We start from the raw sequence: 17,146 nt of genomic DNA, 5'->3' as shown, positions 1-17,146 counted from the left end.
GATGGAGGCGGCGGTCGTCCGCGCGGTCGACCGGTCGATCCGGGCGGGGCGCGTCCCCACCCCGTCGACGATCGGCCGGATCGCCGACGAGCAGCTCGAGGTCCTCGGGGCGCGCGGGCGGGACCTCGCCGCCGACGCCCTCACCGACCGACTCGTCGGGCTGGGGCCCCTCGCTGTCCTCGTACGCGACCCCGCGGTCACCGACGTGCTCGTCAACGGCGACGGCACCGTGTGGGTCGACCGGGGCGACGGCGTGCGGCCCACCGGGCAGCGCGTGGCGGCCGGCGAGCTGCGCGCTCTGGCAGTCCGCCTCGCCGGTCTCGCCGGGCGTCGCCTCGACGACGCCCAGCCGTGGGTCGACGGCACGCTCCCCGGCGGGGTCCGGCTCCACGCCGTCCTGCCACCCCTGGCCGAGGACGGGCCCCAGGTCAGCCTGCGCATCGCCCGCCGGCGTCCCGGTGGCCTCGCGGCGCTCGCGGCCCTCGGTGCGGTCGGCCCGCAGATGGCGCAGGCCCTGCGGGCCCTGGTCCGGGTCCGCGCGAGCTTCCTCGTCACCGGCGGTACCGGCGCCGGCAAGACCACCGTTCTCGGCGCGCTCCTCGCGGAGTGCCCGGCGCAGGAGCGCATCGTCGTCGTCGAGGACGTCCGTGAGCTCGACCCCGAGCACCCGCACGTGGTCCGGCTCCAGGGGCGAGCGGCCAACGTCGAGGGCGCCGGCGAGGTCACCCTGGCCGTCCTCGTCCGGCAGGCCCTGCGGATGCGCCCCGACCGGCTCGTCGTCGGCGAGGTCCGGGGGCCCGAGGTCCGTGACCTGCTCGCGGCGCTGAACACCGGCCACGACGGCGGCGCCGGGACGCTGCACGCCAACGGACCCGCCGAGGTCCCGGCGCGGCTCGAGGCGCTCGGCTCGCTCGCCGGGATGCCGCGCGAGGCGGTGCACGCCCAGCTCCGCGGGGCGCTCCACGCCGTCGTGCACGTCGCGCGGCGACCCGACGGCCGGCGCCTCGTCGAGCGCATCGGGGTCCCGGCCGTCGACCCCGGCGGGTTCGTCGTCGTCCGCACCGCCCTGTGCGACGGCTCCGGTGGCGCGCGGCAGGGCGAGGGGTGGGGCGACCTCCGGGCGCTCCTGGGGTCGGACGCGGCGGGAGCAGGGCCGTGGCCGGCGGGGTAGCCGCCGTCGTCGGGTTCCTCCTGCTGGCGGTGGCGCTGTGGCCGTCCCGCGCGGGCACCGCTGCGCGCTCGCGGCGTGCCGTGGCGCGCGGGTCCACGCGAACCGCCCCGCGTCTGGCCGTCCTGGCGCTGCGTCGGCTCGGTCCGTGGCGACGGCGCACAGCCCAGCCTTCGGACTGGGTGGCCGACCTCGGTGAGGTCGTCGCGGTGGGCCTACGAGCCGGACTGGACCTGCCGGCGGCCCTGGGTGTCGGGGCGCGCACCCCGGCCGTGCGGGCGGCGGCGCCCTGGCTGGGTCAGACGGCGGCCACCCTGGCGTCCGAGCCGGCCGCACCCGCATCCCACCTCTCCTCGCGGGCCGGCCTCGTGGGCGCCGCGTACCCGGACCTCCTGGTGCTCGCCCGGGCCTGGCAGCTCAGCGAGCGCACCGGCGCGATGGCAGCCCACACGACCGCCGCGGCGGCGCGCGCCATCCGGGCCCGCACGGCGGCCCGCCACCGCACCGAGGTCGCTCTCGCCGGGCCGCGGGCATCGATGCGTCTGCTGTGCGCCCTGCCGGTGGCCGGGCCGGTGGTCACCCTCTTCGTGGGGCTCGACCCCCGCGCTCTCTATGGCAGCAGCGCCTCGTGGCTCGCTGCAGGTGCCGGGCTCGGCCTCACCGCCGTCGGCTGGTGGTGGTCCGCAGCCCTCGTCCGGCATGCGCACCGTCCTGCGACGACGGCCGCGGACCCGTGAGCCCGACCGTGGCTGCGGTCCTCCTGGGGCTTGCGGTTCTCCTGCGACCTCGGCCGGGGCCGGCGTGGGGCGCACTCCGGTCGGCGTCGGTCAGCCCGGGGCCTGCCCGGGTGGAGGACGCGGCGGTCGCGCTGTCCCTGGTGGCGGCTGTGCTGCGCGGGGGGTCCGGCATGGTCGAAGGTCTCGAGGCGGTGGCCGCGGTCGACCCCACCGATGCCGGGCGCGAGCTCGGTGTCGTCGCAGCCGCGCATCGGTGGGGAGTCCCGCCAGAGCAGGCGTGGGACCACGTGGGGCCCGGCTGGGGCGCGGCGGCGTCGGCCTGGCACGCCGCCGCCGCAGCGGGAGCCGCTCCTTCGGCGCTGCTCGAGGACGCGGCCGGTCGCCTGCGTGAGGAGGCGGCGCGCAGCACCGAGGCGGCGGTCCAGCGCGCCGGGGTGCTCCTCGTGCTGCCGCTCGGGCTGTGTTTCCTGCCGGGTTTCGTGGCGACGACGGTGGTGCCGGTCGTCCTGCTGCTCCTCGCCGACGGGCCGACGTGACTCGCCGTCCACAGGCGTCTGCGGTGCGGTACGTCGTCCACAGATCCGCGCCGGGGTCTCGCCGCCGCCCCGGCCGCTGCGCAGGCTGGGTGGACGGCGCGAGAGCCGCGCCACCACGAGGGAGGACTTCACATGGGACCACGTCTCATCCGCCGGATCCGCACCGCGGCGCGCCGGCCGCGCCCGTTGGGGGAGGAGGGCATGACCACGGCCGAGTACGCGGTCGGCACCGTGGCAGCGGTCGCGTTCGCCGCGCTGCTCCTGGCCGTCGTCCGGTCCGCGCCGGTCAAGAGCGCGCTGACCCAGATCGTCGTCTCGGCCCTGGGGGCATGAGCGTCCGCCGTCGGGCGGACCCCGGGATGGTCACGGCCGAGCTGGCGGTGGCCATCCCGGTCCTGGTCGTGGTGCTCGCCCTCGCCCTGTCGGCCGTCCGGCTCGGCCTCGACCGGGTCCGGGTCGTCGACGCCGCCCACGTCGGCGCGCGCCTGGCGGCGCGAGGGGAGGGCCCGCTCGCCGTCCGGGCCGCGGCGCTCCGGGCGGCACCGCGGGGAGCGCAGGTCCACACCGCGCTGTGGGCGGGGTCGGTGCGCGTCACCGTCCGGGCGCCGGCCCCGCCGATGCTCGCCGGGCTCGGCCTCGACACCGTTGTGAGTGGTTCGGCGGTGGCCCGGCTCGAGTCCCCGCAGGGCGGGTCGGGGTGAGGCGGCTCCAGGCCGGATGCCGCGACCGGGGCAGTGGCACGGTGCTGGTGCTCGCCGGGGTCGGGGTGCTCGCCGGGGCGCTCGCGGGGGCGCTGGTGCTCGGGTCGGTCGTGCGCGACGTGCACCGGGCGCGGGGCCTGGCCGACCGCGCGGCCCTGGCGGCGGGCGCCCCGCTCACGGCCGGCGGGGTCGCCGACTGCGGCGCTGCGCTGCGTCTCGTGCAGCACGACGGGGGCGTGCTCGACGGCTGCCTCACCCGGCCCGACGGCACCGTCGTCGTCGCGGTGCGGGTCCCGCTGCGGCCCGGCCTCACCGCGTGGGGGCTGCCCGACGCCGTGACGGCCCGGGCCCGCGCCGGGCCGGAGTCAGCTGGTGCGCTCTCCCGGCGGGTCGGCCGGAGCCGCCGGGTCGGCCGCCGGCTCCGCGGTCCCGGGCCGCCGCTCGCCGGCTCGTGCCTCGGCCACCTCGGCCCGGCGTCGCGCCGTCTCGGTCGACACGTGCTGGTCCGCCACTCGCTCGTCCGCCTCCCGGCGCAGCTCGGCCTCGCGCTGCTCGTGCCGCGCGCGCTCCTCGGCCAGTTCGCGGTCACGTGCCGCGAGCTCCTCCTTGAGGCGGGCCTCGTCGGCCAGGCGCTGCTCCTCGGCCTCGCGGGCCGCCTCCTTGGCCGCCGCACGACGACGGTGGGCCCTCGTCGTGCCCACCCGCAGCAGGAACCAGCCGAACCAGAAGACCGTGATGACCACCATGCCCGTCACCAGCAGCGCCACCGGGGGCAGGCTCAGCGTGCCCCCGAGGATCTCGAAGTCGACCGTGTCCGTCAGCGACCCCGTCCCCATGAACAGCAGGACTCCCGCGATGACAGCCACGATGATGAGCAGGACGCCGAAGATGACCATGGCCCGACCCTACTCCCGCTGACCAGCGCAGACGGCGCCTTGCGGGCGGCCGCCGGGGTGTCCGGCAGGGCCTCAGCCGACGGGGGCCAGTGCCAGCTCGAGCACCGTCACCGCGCCCGGCTTGTCGAGGGGCTCGTTGCCGTTCCCGCACTTGGGCGACTGGACGCAGGCCGGGCAGCCGCTGCTGCACCCGCACTCCAGCACGGCGTCGCGGGTGGCCCGCACCCACTCCGAGAACGCCCCGAACGCCCGCTCCGCGAAGCCCGCCCCGCCCGGGTAGCCGTCGAAGACCATGACGGTGGGCAGGCCCGTGTCCGGATGCAGGGCGGTCGACACCCCGCCGACGTCCCACCGGTCCGAGGTCGCGACGAGCGGCAGCATCCCGATGGCGGCGTGCTCGGCCGCATGCAGCGCACCGGGCACGAGGCGCTCCTCCACACCGGCGGCCACGAGCACGTCCGCCGGCACGGTCCACCACACCGCCTTCGTCGTCAGCGAACGCTCCGGCAGGTCGAGCGGGTGGGTGCCGATGACCTCGCCGCCGGGGAGCCGGCGCAGGAAGCCGGTCACCCGGGTCGTGACCCGCACACTGCCGAACGCCACCTCGACGCGCGCCCGGGGTGCCCGGCGGTCGGTCGAGAGGATGTCGAACCTGCTCACCGACTGGGCGTGGGTCGACCACCCCGGGTCTCCCCGGACGGCCTGCGCGCTGCGCGTCTCGAGGTCCAGGTCGGTGACCACCCAGGTCTCACCCTGGTGGAGGTGCACGGCTCCGGTGTGCACCTGCGCGTGCGCCGACGCCTCGTCGACGGTCCCGATGACCCTCCCGGTGCGGGTCTCGACGACGGCCACGACATCACTCGCGCCGCGCAGGGACAGGTGGTCGGTGGGGCGGTCCTCGCGCGCCCAGAACCAGCCGGTGGGCCGCCGGCGCAGGATCCCGCCGTCGACGAGGACGTCCAGCAGCCGCCGGGAGGAGGTCCCGAACAGCTCGAGGTCGGCCTCGCCCAGCGGCAGCTCCGCGGCGGCGGCGGCGAGGTGCGGGGCCAGGACGTGCGGGTTGTCCGGGTCCAGCACGGTGCTCTCGACGGGCGTGCCGAAGATCGCCGCGGGGTGGTGCACGAGGTAGGAGTCCAGCGGGTCGTCGCCCGCGACGAGCACCGCCAGCGACGCCGCGCCCGAGCGCCCGGCCCGCCCCGCCTGCTGCCACAGGCTGGCGCGTCGCCCCGGCCACCCGGCCATGACGACAGCGTCCAGCCCGCTCACGTCGATGCCCAGCTCGAGCGCGTTCGTCGCGGCCAGGCCCCGCACCGCCCCCGTCCGCAGTCCCCGCTCGAGCTCGCGGCGGTCCTGGGGCAGGTAGCCACCCCGGTACGCCGCGACCGACTGCGCCAGGGCGGGGTCGCGGTACTCCAGCCGGCGCCGCGCGCCGGTGGCCAGCGCCTCGGCGCCGGCCCGGCTGCGTGCGAACGCCACGGTCTGGACCCCGTCCTCGACGAGGTCGGCCAGGATGTGGGCGGCCTCGGTCGTCGCGGAGCGCCGCTGCCCCTCGCCGTCGGTCGGCGGCTCCCACAGGGCGAACGTCATCGCGCCCCGCGGCGACCCGTCGGTGGTCACGGCGCGGGCCGGCAGGCCGATGAGCCGGCTCGCGTGCCCTGCCGGGTCGCTCACGGTCGCGGACGCCAGCACGAACGTCGGCGTCGAGCCGTACCGCCCCGCGACGCGTCGCAGCCTGCGCAGCACCGCGGCCACATGGGACCCGAACACCCCCCGGTAGATGTGGCACTCGTCGACCACCACGTACTGCAGCCCCCGCAGGAACCTGGACCACCGCGCGTGCCCCGGCAGCAGCGAGTGGTGGAGCAGGTCCGGGTTGGTGAGGACGAGGTTCGCGTGTTCGCGGATCCACCGCCGTTCGTCGGGTGGGGTGTCGCCGTCGTAGGTCGCGGCCCGGACCCCCGGCACGGCGAAGGCGTCGACCCGCGCCCGCTGGTCGGCGGCGAGGGCCTTGGTCGGCGCGAGGTAGAGGGCCGTCGGGCCGCGCACCCCCGATGCCGCCCCGTCGGCGAGGGCGCCGAGCACCGGGACGAGGTAGCCCAGGCTCTTTCCGGAGGCCGTCCCGGTCGCCAGGACGACGTGCTCGCCTGCTTCGGCGAGGTCGATGGCGGCGCGTTGGTGGCTCCACGGGCGGTCGATACCGCACGCCAGCAGGGCCGAGAGGACGGCGGGCGACACCGTCGGCGGCCACTCGGCCAGCAGGGCCTGACGCGCGGGGAGGTGCTCCACGTGCAGCAGCCGGTCGCCCGCGTCACCCCCGGCGATTCGGGCCAAGTGCTGGGCAGGGCTGGACACGCCCGTTACGGTAATCCTTGGTCCTGACGTCACACCGGCCCGGGACCACGACGCCCGATGATCCAGCACCCTCCCGAGGAGCGAGCCGCGTGGAGCTGTCCGTGACCACGTCCCACCACGACGACATCACCGTCGTCTCGGTCGAGGGGGAAGTCGACGTGCACACCGCGGCACAGCTGCGCGTGACCCTGGACCAGGAGATCGCCGAGGGCCACGTCCGGCTCGTCGTGGACCTCGACAAGGTGTCCTTCCTCGACTCCACCGGCCTCGGGGTGCTCGTCGGGCGCCTCAAGCTCGTCCGCAACGCCTCGGGATGGCTGCGCATCGTGTGCACGTCCGAGCGCATCCTCCGGGTCTTCCGGATCACCGGGCTCGACAAGGTCTTCGGCATCCACGAGAGCGTCGACGAGGCCCTCGCGGCCTGACCCACGTGCTCTCGTCCGTCGGCGTCCGGCCGCCTCATCACGGCCCCTGACCCGCCCGGCGTGTGAAGCGCGCCACATCGCCCCCGGGGCGCGGGGCGCCGGGCGTGACCGGTAGGGTCCCCCCGAACCGTCCCCGTGTCGGCGCTGTCTGCGCCCGGGGTGGAACAACGCCGTCAAGGAGGATGGAATGGCACCCCTCGCACTCGCGAACGCCGAGTCGAGCGCCCTGGAACTGTCTGGGACCAACCTGACCCTGGTCGTCACGGTCGCGGTCATCGCGCTCGTCGCCCTGGTCATGGGCTTCGTGTTCCGGCAGCAGGTGCTCGCGGCCGACCCAGGCACCGAGAAGATGCAGGAGATCGGCGCGGCCGTCGAGGAGGGCGCCCAGGCGTACCTCGCGCGGCAGTTCCGCACCCTGTCCGTCTTCGTGGTCCTCGTCTTCGGCCTCCTGCTCCTCCTGCCCGCCGACACCGCCGAGATCCGCTGGGGCCGCTCCGGCTTCTTCGTCCTCGGTGCGCTGTTCTCGGCGGCCATCGGCTACCTCGGCATGAGCCTGGCGGTGAAGGCCAACGTCCGGGTCGCGTCCGCGGCGCGGGGTGCGAACGGCCGTGACGTCGGCATGCGCATCGCCTTCCGCACCGGCGGTGTCGTCGGCATGGCCACGGTCGGCCTCGGCCTGCTCGGTGCGGCCGTCGTCGTCCTCCTCTACAAGGGCGACGCGGCCAAGGTGCTCGAGGGCTTCGGCTTCGGTGCCGCGCTGCTCGCGATGTTCATGCGGGTCGGCGGCGGCATCTTCACCAAGGCCGCCGACGTCGGCGCCGACCTGGTCGGCAAGGTCGAGGCCGGCATCCCCGAGGACGACCCCCGCAACGCCGCGACGATCGCCGACAACGTCGGCGACAACGTCGGCGACTGCGCCGGCATGGCCGCCGACCTCTTCGAGTCCTACGCCGTCATGCTCGTCGCAGCCCTCATCCTCGGCTCGGTGGCGTTCGGCTCCTACGGCCTCGTCTTCCCGCTGCTCATCCCGGCGATCGGTGCTCTCACCGCGCTCCTCGGGGTGTTCATCACCAAGGCCCGCCCGGGCGAGAACGCGCTGCACGCGATCAACCGCGGCTTCTACATCTCGGCAGCGGTCTCCGCGATCCTCAGCGCGATCACCGCCTACGTGTACCTGCCGGCCACCTACGCCGAGCTCGGCTCCTCGAACGAGCAGATCAGCGCGCTCACGGGTGACCCGCGCCTCGCGGCCGTCCTCGCGGTCCTCATCGGCATCGTCCTCGCCGGCATCATCCTGTGGCTCACCGGCCACTTCACCGGCACCGACAAGCGCCCGACGATGGACGTCGCGCGCACCTCGCTCACCGGCCCGGCCACCGTCGTCCTCTCCGGCATCGGGGTGGGGCTCGAGTCGGCCGTGTACACCGCGGCGATCATCGCCGGCGCGGTCTACCTCGCCTTCCTCCTCGGCGGCGGCGCGGTCTCGCTGTCGCTGTTCCTCGTCGCGCTCGCCGGGTGCGGCCTCCTCACCACCGTCGGTGTCATCGTCGCCATGGACACCTTCGGCCCGGTCTCCGACAACGCCCAGGGCATCGCCGAGATGTCGGGCGACGTCGACGGCGAGGGCGCGCAGATCCTCACCGAGCTCGACGCCGTCGGCAACACGACCAAGGCCATCACCAAGGGCATCGCCATCGCGACGGCGGTCCTCGCGGCGACGGCGCTGTTCGGGTCCTACACCGACGCGTGGCAGACCGCGCTGAACAAGATCGACCCGAACGCCCTCAGCGAGCAGCAGCTGCAGTCGGCTCAGGAGTTCGTCGTCGACGCGCAGGGCCTCATCACGACGCCGTCGACGCTCGTCGGCCTCATCATCGGCGCCTCCGTCGTCTTCCTCTTCTCGGGCCTCGCGATCAACGCGGTGACCCGCGCCGCGGGCGCCATCGTCTTCGAGGTGCGCCGGCAGTTCCGCGAGCACCCGGGCATCATGGACGGCACCGAGAAGCCGGAGTACGGCCGCGTCGTCGACATCTGCACCAAGGACTCGCTCCGCGAGCTGGCCACTCCCGGCCTCCTCGCCGCGCTCATGCCCATCGCCGTCGGCTTCGGCCTCGGCGTCGGCGCGCTCGCCGGCTTCCTGGCCGGTGCCATCGGCTCCGGCGCGCTCATGGCGGTGTTCCTCGCGAACTCCGGCGGCGCCTGGGACAACGCGAAGAAGATCGTCGAGGACGGCAACCACGGCGGCAAGGGCAGCTCGGCCCACGAGGCGACGATCATCGGCGACACCGTCGGCGACCCGTTCAAGGACACCGCCGGTCCGGCGATCAACCCGCTCATCAAGGTGATGAACCTCGTGTCGGTGCTCATCGCGCCGGCGATCATCACGCTGTCGATCGGCGTCGACGCCTCGGCTCCCCTGCGGTACGGCATCGCGGGCATCGCGTTCGCCATCGTCGTCGGGGCGGTCGCGTACTCCAAGAGCAAGGACATCGCCATCGGGGGGGACGACCTCGACTCGGGCGTCCGCGCCGTGGACACCGACAGCGACAGCGACCCGGCACCCGCCCAGGTCTGAGTCCGCCGCGGTCCGAAGGGCCGGTCCCGTCACGGGGCCGGCCCTTCGCCGTCGGTCGTCTCCTGCTCCCTGCCCGGGGTGACGGTGACCGCAACGGCATAGGCTCCTCCCGATGACCGCCAACCCGCCCCGCGTCGACGACGGCCTCGTCGCCCTGCTGCGCGCCGACCTCGTCGCCTCGCGCTTCACCGTCGCCGGGGTCACCGAGCTGCTCGGGCCGATGGCGGCCGCCGCCCTCGAGCGCGACCAGGCGCTGCCGGCGCAGCGCGTCACCGCCGCCTCCTCGGACGCACGGGCCGCCCTGGTGCGGCTGTTCACCCTCGGCGACCCGGTCGATGCCACCGAGGTCGCCGCGGCGCTCCCCACCCTCGGGGTGGCCGGGGCCGTCGACCTCGGCCTCGTCGCACCCGAGGGGGACGGCGTCGTCGCCCGCTGCGACCTGCGGCCCTACGCCACCGAGGACGCGGACTGGTGGGTGGCCTCCGACCTCGGCGAGCTCGCCACCGGACGCCCGCTGGACCCCGGTCACGTCCTCGGGGTCGGCGGGGCGTCGACGACCCTCGCGTCCTGGACGCCGCGGCCCCAGGTGGCCCGCGCCCTGGACCTCGGCACCGGCTGCGGCGTGCAGGCGCTGCACCTCGGCGCGCACGCGGGCAGCGTGGTCGTCACCGACCTGTCCGAGCGCGCCCTCGACTACGCCCGGTTCAACGCCGCTCTCAACGGCACGACCTGGGACGTGCGCTCCGGCTCGATGCTCGACCCCGTCGCCGGCGAGCGCTTCGGCCTCGTCGTGTCCAACCCGCCCTTCGTCATCACCCCACGCTCGGGTGCGATGCCGCTCTTCGAGTACCGCGACGGCGGCGCGTCCGGCGACGACCTCGTGCGCGACCTCGTGCGCCGCGTCGGTGCGCATCTCGAGCCGGGCGGCGTCGCGCAGCTCCTCGGGAACTGGGAGGTGCCGCGCGGCTCCACGTGGACCGGCCGGGTGGGGGAGTGGCTCGACGGCACCGGGCTGGACGCCTGGGTGGTGCAGCGGGCGACCCAGGACCCCGCGGAGTACGCCGAGACGTGGGCGCGCGACGGCGGCCATCACCCCGGGACCGCCGACTTCAACACGATGTACGCCGCCTGGCTCGACGACTTCGCAGCCCGCGACGTCGAGGCGATCGGCTTCGGCGTCGTCACGCTGCAGCGTCCCGCCACCGACCGCGAGCCCTTCGTCGACCTCGTCGACGTCCCGGGTCCGGTCGAGCAGCCGATGGGCCCTGCCGTGCTGGCCGGCCTCGCCGCCCGCACCTGGCTCGCCGAGCACGACGACGACGCGGTCCTGGACGTCGCGTGGCGCCGCGCCGACGACGTCACCGAGGAGCGGCACGCCGTGCCGGGGGAGCCCGACCCGCGCGTCATCCTCCTGCGCCAGGGCGGCGGACTCCGCCGTCAGGTGCCGCTGTCGACCGTCACCGCCGCCTACCTCTCGGTCTCCGACGGCGAGCTGACCGCCCGGGCGGCCGCCGCCGCGATCGCCGGGCTGCTCGGCCTCGACGACACCGCGGTCCGCGACGAGATCCTCGCCCTGACCCGGGACGTCGCGAAGGACGGGCTGCTCCTGCGCTGAGACGGCAGCGGACGCCGACGGACCGAGCTCGACCGTGACCGACCCGAGGACGACCAGGTCTTGTGAGTGAGTGCTCACTCACTTAAGGTGGTGCGATGCCCCGTGCCCCCGCGATGAGCCCCGACGAGCGCCGCGCCGCCATCGTCGACGTGACCATCCCGCTGCTCCGGGACCACGGTGCCGGGCTCACGACACGGCAGGTGGCCGAGGCCGCGGGCATCGCCGAGGGCACCCTGTTCCGGGCGTTCGCCACCAAGGACGACCTGGTCCACGCCTGTGCGACAGCCGCGTTCGACAACTCCGACGCGGTGCGGCAGCTCGCCGCGATCAGCCGCGACCTCGACCTCGACCATCGCCTGGCCGAAGGCGTCGCGGTCGTGCAGCACCGGATCGAGCACATCATCGGCCTCCTCGGGGCCCTGCACGCGAGCGGTGCGTTCCCGCTGCGCGAGGGCCACGACCTGACGCACGGGAAGCGGCGGATGGCCGACCCCGAGGTGGACGCCGCCTTCGTCGAGCTCATCGGTGACGACGCCGAAACGCTCCGGCTGCCCCCCGAGGACGTCGTCAACATCCTCGCCCACCTCACCCTCTCCAGCGCCCACCCTATGTTCCCGGTCCGGACCATGACGCCCGCCGAGATCGTCTCCGTCGTCCTCGACGGCACCCGGAAGGCGCGCTGATGCTCGTCCGCCTCGTCCGCACCCACCTGCGCCCCTACACCGGGGCGCTCGTCCTGCTCCTGGCCCTCCAGCTGGCCGGGACGCTCGCCTCGCTGTACCTGCCCAGCCTCAACGGGCGGATCATCGACGAGGGGGTCGCCGTCGGCGACACCGGGTTCATCCTGCGCGCCGGGATGTGGATGCTCGGCGTCTCCCTCGTGCAGATCCTCGCGACGATCTCGGCGACCCGGATCGGTGCCCTCACGGCGGCCTCGCTCGGGCGCGACCTGCGCGCCGCCGTCTTCCACCGGGTCGGCTCCTTCTCGGCCCGGGAGGTGTCCGCCTTCGGGGCGCCGACCCTCATCAGCCGCTCGACCAACGACGTCCAGCAGGTGCAGCAGATCGTCTACATGGGCCTGGCGATGATGGTGACCGCGCCGATCATGATGGTCGGGGGCATCGTCATGGCGCTGCGCGAGGACGCCGGGCTCTCGTGGCTCGTCGCCGTGGCCGTCCCGCTGCTCGGTGCCTCCGTCGGGGCGGTCATCAGCCGGATGGTCCCGCACTTCCGCGCCATGCAGAAGGCCGTCGACACCGTGAACCGCATCCTGCGCGAACAGATCACGGGGATCCGGGTGGTGCGGGCGTTCGTGCGCGAGGACGTCGAGCGGGAGCGCTTCGCCGAGGCCAACCGCACCTACACCGGCACCGCCCTGGCCGTCGGGCGCCTCATGGCGCTCGCGTTCCCCATCGTCATGGTCGTCTTCAACGCCTCGACGGTCGCGGTCATCTGGTTCGGCGCCATCCGGGTCGACTCCGGGCAGATGCAGATCGGTGCGCTCACGGCCTTCATGGCCTACCTCATCCAGATCCTCATGTCCGTGATGATGGCGACCTTCATGTCGATGATGATCCCCCGGGCCTCGGTGTCGGCGGGACGCATCGCGGAGGTCCTCGACACCGAGTCCTCGGTGCACCCGTCCACCGCGCCGACGCCGATCCCCGCGGGCCCGGTCGAGGTCGAGCTGCGGGACGCGACCTTCGCCTACCCGGGGGCGGAGGCCCCGGTACTGCGCGCGGTCTCGTTCACCGCCCGGCCCGGCACGACCACCGCGGTGGTCGGGTCCACCGGGGCCGGCAAGTCGACGCTCGTCGGCCTCGTCCCCCGGCTCCACGACGCCACCGGCGGCGCCGTGCTCGTCGGCGGCATCGACATCCGCGACGTCGCGCTCGAGGACCTCTGGTCGCGGATCGGGCTGGTCCCGCAACGGCCCTACCTGTTCACCGGCACCGTCGCGAGCAACCTGCGCCACGGCGACCCCGACGCCACCGACGACGAGCTGTGGGACGCGCTGCGCATCGCCCAGGCCGCCGACTTCGTCCGCGCCATGCCGGGCGGGCTCGACGCGCCGATCGCGCAGGGCGGCACCAACGTCAGCGGCGGCCAGCGGCAGCGGCTCGCCATCGCCCGGGCCCTCGTGCGCCGCCCCGCCGTGTACCTGTTCGACGACGCGTTCTCCGCGCTCGACGTCGCGACCGACGCCCGCCTGCGCGCCGCCCTCGGGCCCGTGACCCGGGAGGCGACGGTCATCGTCGTCGCCCAGCGGGTCTCGACCATCCTCGGGGCCGACCAGGTAGTCGTCCTCGACGACGGAGCCGTCATCGGGGTGGGGACCCACGACGAGCTCCTGGAGTCCTGCCCGACCTACCGCGAGATCGTCGAGAGCCAACAGGCCACCGAGGTGACCGCATGAGCGAGCTCAAGTCGGCCGAGGAGAAGGCCGCCGAGGCGCGCCGCGGCCCCGCCGGCGTCCGCCGGGCCGGGGCGCCGCACGCCGCCATCGGGATGCCGACCGAGAAGTCGCAGCACTTCGTGCCGTCCGCCAAGCGGGTGCTCGGCCTCCTCCGGCCCGAGCGGGCGGTCGTCGTCGGCGCCCTCGTGCTCGCCCTCGGCAGCGTCGTGCTCAACGCGATCGGGCCCAAGATCCTCGGCCTGGCCACCGACCTCGTCTTCGCCGGGGTGTTCAGCCGGCGGATCCCCGCCGGGGTCACCCAGGAGCAGGCCGTCGAGCGGCTGCGGGCCGACGGCGAGGACCGGGTCGCGGACGTCCTCGCGGCGATGGAGAACGTCGTGCCCGGCCAGGGCGTCGATTTCGGCGCTCTCGGGCGGGTGCTGGCCATCGCCCTCGCGATCTACCTCGTGGCCGCCGTCCTCCAGCTGGTCCAGGGCCGGCTGCTCGTGTCCGTGGTGAACCGCACGGTGTTCCGCCTGCGTCGCGACGTCGAGGACAAGCTGAACCGGCTGCCGCTGCCGTACTTCGACGCCCAGCCCCGCGGTGAGCTGCTGAGCCGGGTCACGAACGACATCGACAACATGGCGCAGAGCCTCCAGCAGACGCTGAGCCAGCTCGTCACCTCGCTCCTCACCGTCGTCGCGATGATCGCGATGATGTTCTACATCTCCCCGCTGCTCGCGCTCATCGCCCTCGTGACGATCCCGGTGACGATGGCCGTGACCGCCGCGATCGGCAAGCGCAGCCAGGGCCACTTCGTCCAGCAGTGGAAGAGCACCGGCGAGGTCAACGGCATCGTCGAGGAGACCTTCACCGGCCACGAGCTGGTCAAGGTCTTCGGGCGGCAGGCCGAGGCCGACCGCGACTTCGCCGTGCGCAACGACGCCCTGCACCACGCGACCTTCCGCGCACAGTTCATCAGCGGCGTCATCATGCCGACGCTGATGTTCATCGGGAACCTCAACTACGTCGCGATCGCCGTCGTCGGGGGATTCCGGGTGGCCACCGGGTCGATGAGCCTCGGCGACGTCCAGGCCTTCATCCAGTACTCACGGCAGTTCACCCAGCCGCTCACCCAGGTCGCGTCGATGGCCAACCTCCTGCAGAGCGGGGTGGCGTCCGCCGAGCGGGTCTTCGAGGTGCTCGACGCGCCGGAGCAGGAGGCGGAGTCGGTGAGCCCGGTGCGCATCGACGACCCGTGCGGCCGGGTCGCCTTCGAGGACGTCTCGTTCTCGTACACCCCCGACCGGCCGCTCATCGAGCACCTCGACCTCGTCGTCGAGCCGGGCCAGACCGTCGCCATCGTCGGGCCCACCGGCGCCGGCAAGACGACCCTGGTCAACCTCGTCCTGCGGTTCTACGAGCTCGACGGCGGGCGGATCACCCTCGACGGGGTCGACATCCGCGACCTCACCCGGCACGACCTGCGCTCCCGTACCGGGATGGTGCTCCAGGACACCTGGCTGTTCGCCGGGTCGATCCGCGACAACATCGCCTACGGCCGTCCCGGGGCCACCGACGACGAGATCCTCGAGGCCGCGCGCGCGACGTACGTCGACCGGTTCGTCCACTCGCTGCCCGACGGGTACGACACCGTCCTGAACGCCGAGGCCGACAACATCAGCGCGGGGGAGCGCCAGCTGGTGACGATCGCGCGCGCCTTCCTCGCCGACCCGTCGCTGCTCATCCTCGACGAGGCGACGAGCTCGGTCGACACCCGCACCGAGCTGCTCGTGCAGCACGCGATGGCGGCGCTGCGCAGCGACCGGACGAGCTTCGTCATCGCGCACCGGCTGTCGACCATCCGCGACGCCGACCTCATCCTCGTCATGGAGGACGGGCGCATCGTCGAGCGGGGCACCCACGCGGGGCTGCTCGCGGCCGGAGGCGCGTTCGCGCGGCTGCACGCGGCCCAGTTCGCGGCGGCGGCGGCCGACCCCGACGACGACCAGGTCGAGGCCGTCGTCGGCGCCGGGGCCCCGGCGGGCGGGGGGAGCCGGTCGTGACCGCCGGGTCCGACACCCGCGTCGGTGACCTCGAGGCCTACCTCGCGACCCCGTCGACGCCCGGGCCCTGGCCCGGGCTCGTGCTCGTCCACGAGGCCTTCGGGCTCGACGACAACATGCGGGCCCACGCCGACCGGCTGGCCGCGGCGGGCTACCTCACCCTGGCCCCGGACCTGCTGTCCCGCGGGCGCCGGGTCGCGTGCCTCGCCGCGACGTTCGCCGCGTTGCGCCGCGGGGGCGGGACGGCTTTCGACGACATCGAGGCCGCGCGGCGGCGGCTTCTCGAGGACTCCCGGTGCACGGGGCGGGTCGGGGTGGTGGGCTTCTGCCTCGGCGGGTCGTTCGCCCTCGTCCTGGCGGGTCGGCCGGGGTGGGACGCGGCCGTCGTCAACTACGGGGCCCTGCCCTCCTCGCCGGAGGTCCTCGACGAAGCCTGCCCGGTCGTCGCGAGCTACGGGGGCCGGGACCGGTCGCTGCGCGGCGTCGCCGACCGGCTCGACGGCGCCCTGCGCGAGCGGGGTGTGCCGCGCGACGTGCGCGAGTACCCCGCGGCCGGCCACTCGTTCCTCAACCCCGAGCCCTCCGTGCCCTGGTTCCTGGCGCCGATCTCCCGGTTCGTCCTCCACGCCGGGCCGGAGCCGGAGTCCGCCGAGCACGCGTGGCACCGGATCGACGGCTTCCTCGCCGAGCACCTCGGCGCCTGAGCCCGGGCGTCGCGGTCAGCCGAACTGCCAGGACCGCTTGCTCAGGCCGTACCAGAACCCGTCGATGACGCTGCGTCCCGCGACGTCGCCGTCGACGGAGGCGGCGCCGAGGGCGACGTAGAGGGGGGCCCAGTGCTCGGTGCGCGGGTGGGCCTCGTGGGCCGCTGGCGCCTTCGCGAGGAAGTCCAGGACGCTGTCGACGTCCCCGGCCCCGACGGCCTCGGCGGCCCAGTGGTCGAACTCCGCAGACGGGGTGGGCGGAGCCGAGCCCGGCCCGTCGGAAGGTCGGAACCACCGGAGGTTGTGCGTCGTGAAGCCCGAGCCGACGACGAGGACCCCCTCGTCGCGCAGCGGTGCGAGGCGCCGGCCGAGGTCGAAGAGGCGGCGCGGGTCGAGGGTCGGCATCGACAGCTGGAGGACGGGGATGTCGGCGTCGGGGAACATCTCGACGAGGGGGACGTACGCCCCGTGGTCGAGGCCGCGGGCCGGGTCCTGGTGCAGCGTCTCGCCGGCCCCCCCGAGCAGGCCGGCGACCGAGCGCGCGAGCTCCGGGGCGCCGGGGGCGTCGTAGGTGACGTCGTAGTACCGCTGCGGGAAGCCCCAGAAGTCGTACACGAGCGGTACCTCGCCCGAGGTGGCCGACACGGTGACCGGTGCCTGCTCCCAGTGGGCCGAGACCATGAGGACCGACCGGGGGCGCGGCAGCTGCGCCGACCAGCCCGCCAGCTCTGCGGTCCAGCGCTCGTCGTCCGCCAGCGGCGGCGCGCCGTGGCTGAGGTAGAGCACGGGCTGGCGCTCCGTGACGTCGTGCATGGGGCCTCCTCCGGCTGTGTAGTTCAACATTCAACCACACCGAGGGGCCGGGATGTCGCGGACCCGGGTGTGCGTCCGGACCGCTCCGGGCGCTACCGTCGGCCACGTCCGCACGTCGGAGCAGCGACGAATCCGCTGCACGTGCCTGGACGGAACAGGCAGG

Annotated in this window: 15 protein-coding genes and 1 pseudogene; 13 read left to right on the top strand and 3 right to left on the bottom strand. The window is 74.6% G+C overall.

Annotated elements, in window-relative coordinates; all coding sequences use genetic code 11:
* Position 1 precedes the first annotated feature (1 nt).
* The 6 genes and pseudogenes from Q0963_RS13345 to Q0963_RS16565 form a co-directional block, all read left to right on the top strand.
* On the top strand, positions 2 to 1,171 hold the full coding sequence (locus Q0963_RS13345; RefSeq protein WP_299446774.1) for a TadA family conjugal transfer-associated ATPase: 1,170 nt from the start codon (positions 2 to 4) through the stop codon (positions 1,169 to 1,171).
* Positions 1,156 to 1,905: a hypothetical protein gene (locus tag Q0963_RS13340; RefSeq protein WP_299446718.1), complete on the top strand. Its 750-nt coding sequence runs from the start codon at positions 1,156 to 1,158 to the stop codon at positions 1,903 to 1,905. Before Q0963_RS13345 ends, Q0963_RS13340 begins: the two co-directional genes overlap by 16 nt.
* Positions 1,906 to 2,015: 110 nt before the next feature.
* Positions 2,016 to 2,441, top strand: a complete 426-nt coding sequence (locus tag Q0963_RS13335; RefSeq protein WP_299446715.1) for a type II secretion system F family protein — start codon at positions 2,016 to 2,018, stop codon at positions 2,439 to 2,441.
* A 132-nt stretch (positions 2,442 to 2,573) separates the two neighbouring features.
* The gene (locus tag Q0963_RS13330) at positions 2,574 to 2,774 is read left to right on the top strand and encodes a DUF4244 domain-containing protein (protein ID WP_299446712.1); all 201 of its coding nucleotides are present in this window, start codon (positions 2,574 to 2,576) and stop codon (positions 2,772 to 2,774) included.
* Positions 2,771 to 3,142, top strand: coding sequence for a TadE family type IV pilus minor pilin (locus Q0963_RS13325; RefSeq protein WP_299446709.1), 372 nt, complete (start codon positions 2,771 to 2,773; stop codon positions 3,140 to 3,142). Before Q0963_RS13330 ends, Q0963_RS13325 begins: the two co-directional genes overlap by 4 nt.
* Positions 3,139 to 3,492 (top strand): annotated as a pseudogene (locus Q0963_RS16565) (Rv3654c family TadE-like protein); the annotation flags it as partial. The gene Q0963_RS13325 and the pseudogene Q0963_RS16565, both read left to right, overlap by 4 nt.
* A gap of 15 nt (positions 3,493 to 3,507) precedes the next feature.
* Here Q0963_RS16565 and Q0963_RS13320 read toward each other — a convergent pair.
* Positions 3,508 to 4,038 carry a hypothetical protein gene (locus Q0963_RS13320; RefSeq protein ID WP_299446706.1) on the bottom strand — a complete coding sequence of 177 codons (531 nt, stop codon included), beginning with the start codon at positions 4,036 to 4,038 and terminating at the stop codon, positions 3,508 to 3,510.
* A gap of 72 nt (positions 4,039 to 4,110) precedes the next feature.
* Entirely contained in the window at positions 4,111 to 6,390 is a 2,280-nt protein-coding gene (locus Q0963_RS13315) for a DEAD/DEAH box helicase (RefSeq protein WP_299446703.1), read from the bottom strand.
* A gap of 89 nt (positions 6,391 to 6,479) precedes the next feature.
* Here Q0963_RS13315 and Q0963_RS13310 point away from each other — a divergent pair, with 89 nt between their 5' ends.
* The 7 genes from Q0963_RS13310 (at position 6,480) to Q0963_RS13280 (ending at position 16,170) form a co-directional block, all read left to right on the top strand.
* Positions 6,480 to 6,815: an STAS domain-containing protein gene (locus Q0963_RS13310; RefSeq protein WP_299446700.1), complete on the top strand. Its 336-nt coding sequence runs from the start codon at positions 6,480 to 6,482 to the stop codon at positions 6,813 to 6,815.
* 187 nt (positions 6,816 to 7,002) lie between these two features.
* The gene (locus Q0963_RS13305) at positions 7,003 to 9,390 is read left to right on the top strand and encodes a sodium-translocating pyrophosphatase (RefSeq protein WP_299446697.1); all 2,388 of its coding nucleotides are present in this window, start codon (positions 7,003 to 7,005) and stop codon (positions 9,388 to 9,390) included.
* A gap of 112 nt (positions 9,391 to 9,502) precedes the next feature.
* A complete protein-coding gene (locus tag Q0963_RS13300; RefSeq protein WP_299446694.1) occupies positions 9,503 to 11,005 on the top strand; it encodes a class I SAM-dependent methyltransferase in 1,503 nt (500 codons plus the stop codon).
* 95 nt (positions 11,006 to 11,100) lie between these two features.
* Positions 11,101 to 11,688 carry a TetR/AcrR family transcriptional regulator gene (locus tag Q0963_RS13295; RefSeq protein ID WP_299446691.1) on the top strand — a complete coding sequence of 196 codons (588 nt, stop codon included), beginning with the start codon at positions 11,101 to 11,103 and terminating at the stop codon, positions 11,686 to 11,688.
* Positions 11,688 to 13,421: an ABC transporter ATP-binding protein gene (locus Q0963_RS13290; protein ID WP_299446688.1), complete on the top strand. Its 1,734-nt coding sequence runs from the start codon at positions 11,688 to 11,690 to the stop codon at positions 13,419 to 13,421. The genes Q0963_RS13295 and Q0963_RS13290 overlap by 1 nt, the downstream gene beginning before the upstream one ends.
* Positions 13,418 to 15,466: an ABC transporter ATP-binding protein gene (locus Q0963_RS13285; protein WP_299446685.1), complete on the top strand. Its 2,049-nt coding sequence runs from the start codon at positions 13,418 to 13,420 to the stop codon at positions 15,464 to 15,466. Before Q0963_RS13290 ends, Q0963_RS13285 begins: the two co-directional genes overlap by 4 nt.
* On the top strand, positions 15,463 to 16,170 hold the full coding sequence (locus Q0963_RS13280) for a dienelactone hydrolase family protein (protein ID WP_299446682.1): 708 nt from the start codon (positions 15,463 to 15,465) through the stop codon (positions 16,168 to 16,170). Before Q0963_RS13285 ends, Q0963_RS13280 begins: the two co-directional genes overlap by 4 nt.
* A gap of 15 nt (positions 16,171 to 16,185) precedes the next feature.
* On the opposite strand, the gene Q0963_RS13275 is transcribed toward Q0963_RS13280, so the two are convergent.
* Positions 16,186 to 16,983, bottom strand: coding sequence for a dioxygenase (locus Q0963_RS13275; protein ID WP_299446679.1), 798 nt, complete (start codon positions 16,981 to 16,983; stop codon positions 16,186 to 16,188).
* Positions 16,984 to 17,146: the final 163 nt, after the last annotated feature.

Origin of the sequence: uncultured Phycicoccus sp. (assembly GCF_947495705.1) — a bacterium.
In the GTDB taxonomy this organism is placed as follows: domain Bacteria; phylum Actinomycetota; class Actinomycetes; order Actinomycetales; family Dermatophilaceae; genus Phycicoccus.
This window is presented reverse-complemented; position numbering and strand designations above follow the sequence as displayed.

What these genes read in the sequence shown, in the direction of transcription:
- Q0963_RS13345 (WP_299446774.1), top strand. Translation starts at nt 2, where the DNA reads ATGGAGGCGGCGGTCGTCCGCGCGGTCGACCGGTCGATCCGGGCGGGG.
- Q0963_RS13330 (WP_299446712.1), top strand. Translation starts at nt 2,574, where the DNA reads ATGGGACCACGTCTCATCCGCCGGATCCGCACCGCGGCGCGCCGGCCG.
- Q0963_RS13325 (WP_299446709.1), top strand. Translation starts at nt 2,771, where the DNA reads ATGAGCGTCCGCCGTCGGGCGGACCCCGGGATGGTCACGGCCGAGCTG.
- Q0963_RS13320 (WP_299446706.1), bottom strand. Translation starts at nt 4,038, where the DNA reads ATGGTCATCTTCGGCGTCCTGCTCATCATCGTGGCTGTCATCGCGGGA.
- Q0963_RS13305 (WP_299446697.1), top strand. Translation starts at nt 7,003, where the DNA reads ATGGCACCCCTCGCACTCGCGAACGCCGAGTCGAGCGCCCTGGAACTG.
- Q0963_RS13300 (WP_299446694.1), top strand. Translation starts at nt 9,503, where the DNA reads ATGACCGCCAACCCGCCCCGCGTCGACGACGGCCTCGTCGCCCTGCTG.
- Q0963_RS13295 (WP_299446691.1), top strand. Translation starts at nt 11,101, where the DNA reads ATGCCCCGTGCCCCCGCGATGAGCCCCGACGAGCGCCGCGCCGCCATC.
- Q0963_RS13290 (WP_299446688.1), top strand. Translation starts at nt 11,688, where the DNA reads ATGCTCGTCCGCCTCGTCCGCACCCACCTGCGCCCCTACACCGGGGCG.
- Q0963_RS13285 (WP_299446685.1), top strand. Translation starts at nt 13,418, where the DNA reads ATGAGCGAGCTCAAGTCGGCCGAGGAGAAGGCCGCCGAGGCGCGCCGC.
- Q0963_RS13275 (WP_299446679.1), bottom strand. Translation starts at nt 16,983, where the DNA reads ATGCACGACGTCACGGAGCGCCAGCCCGTGCTCTACCTCAGCCACGGC.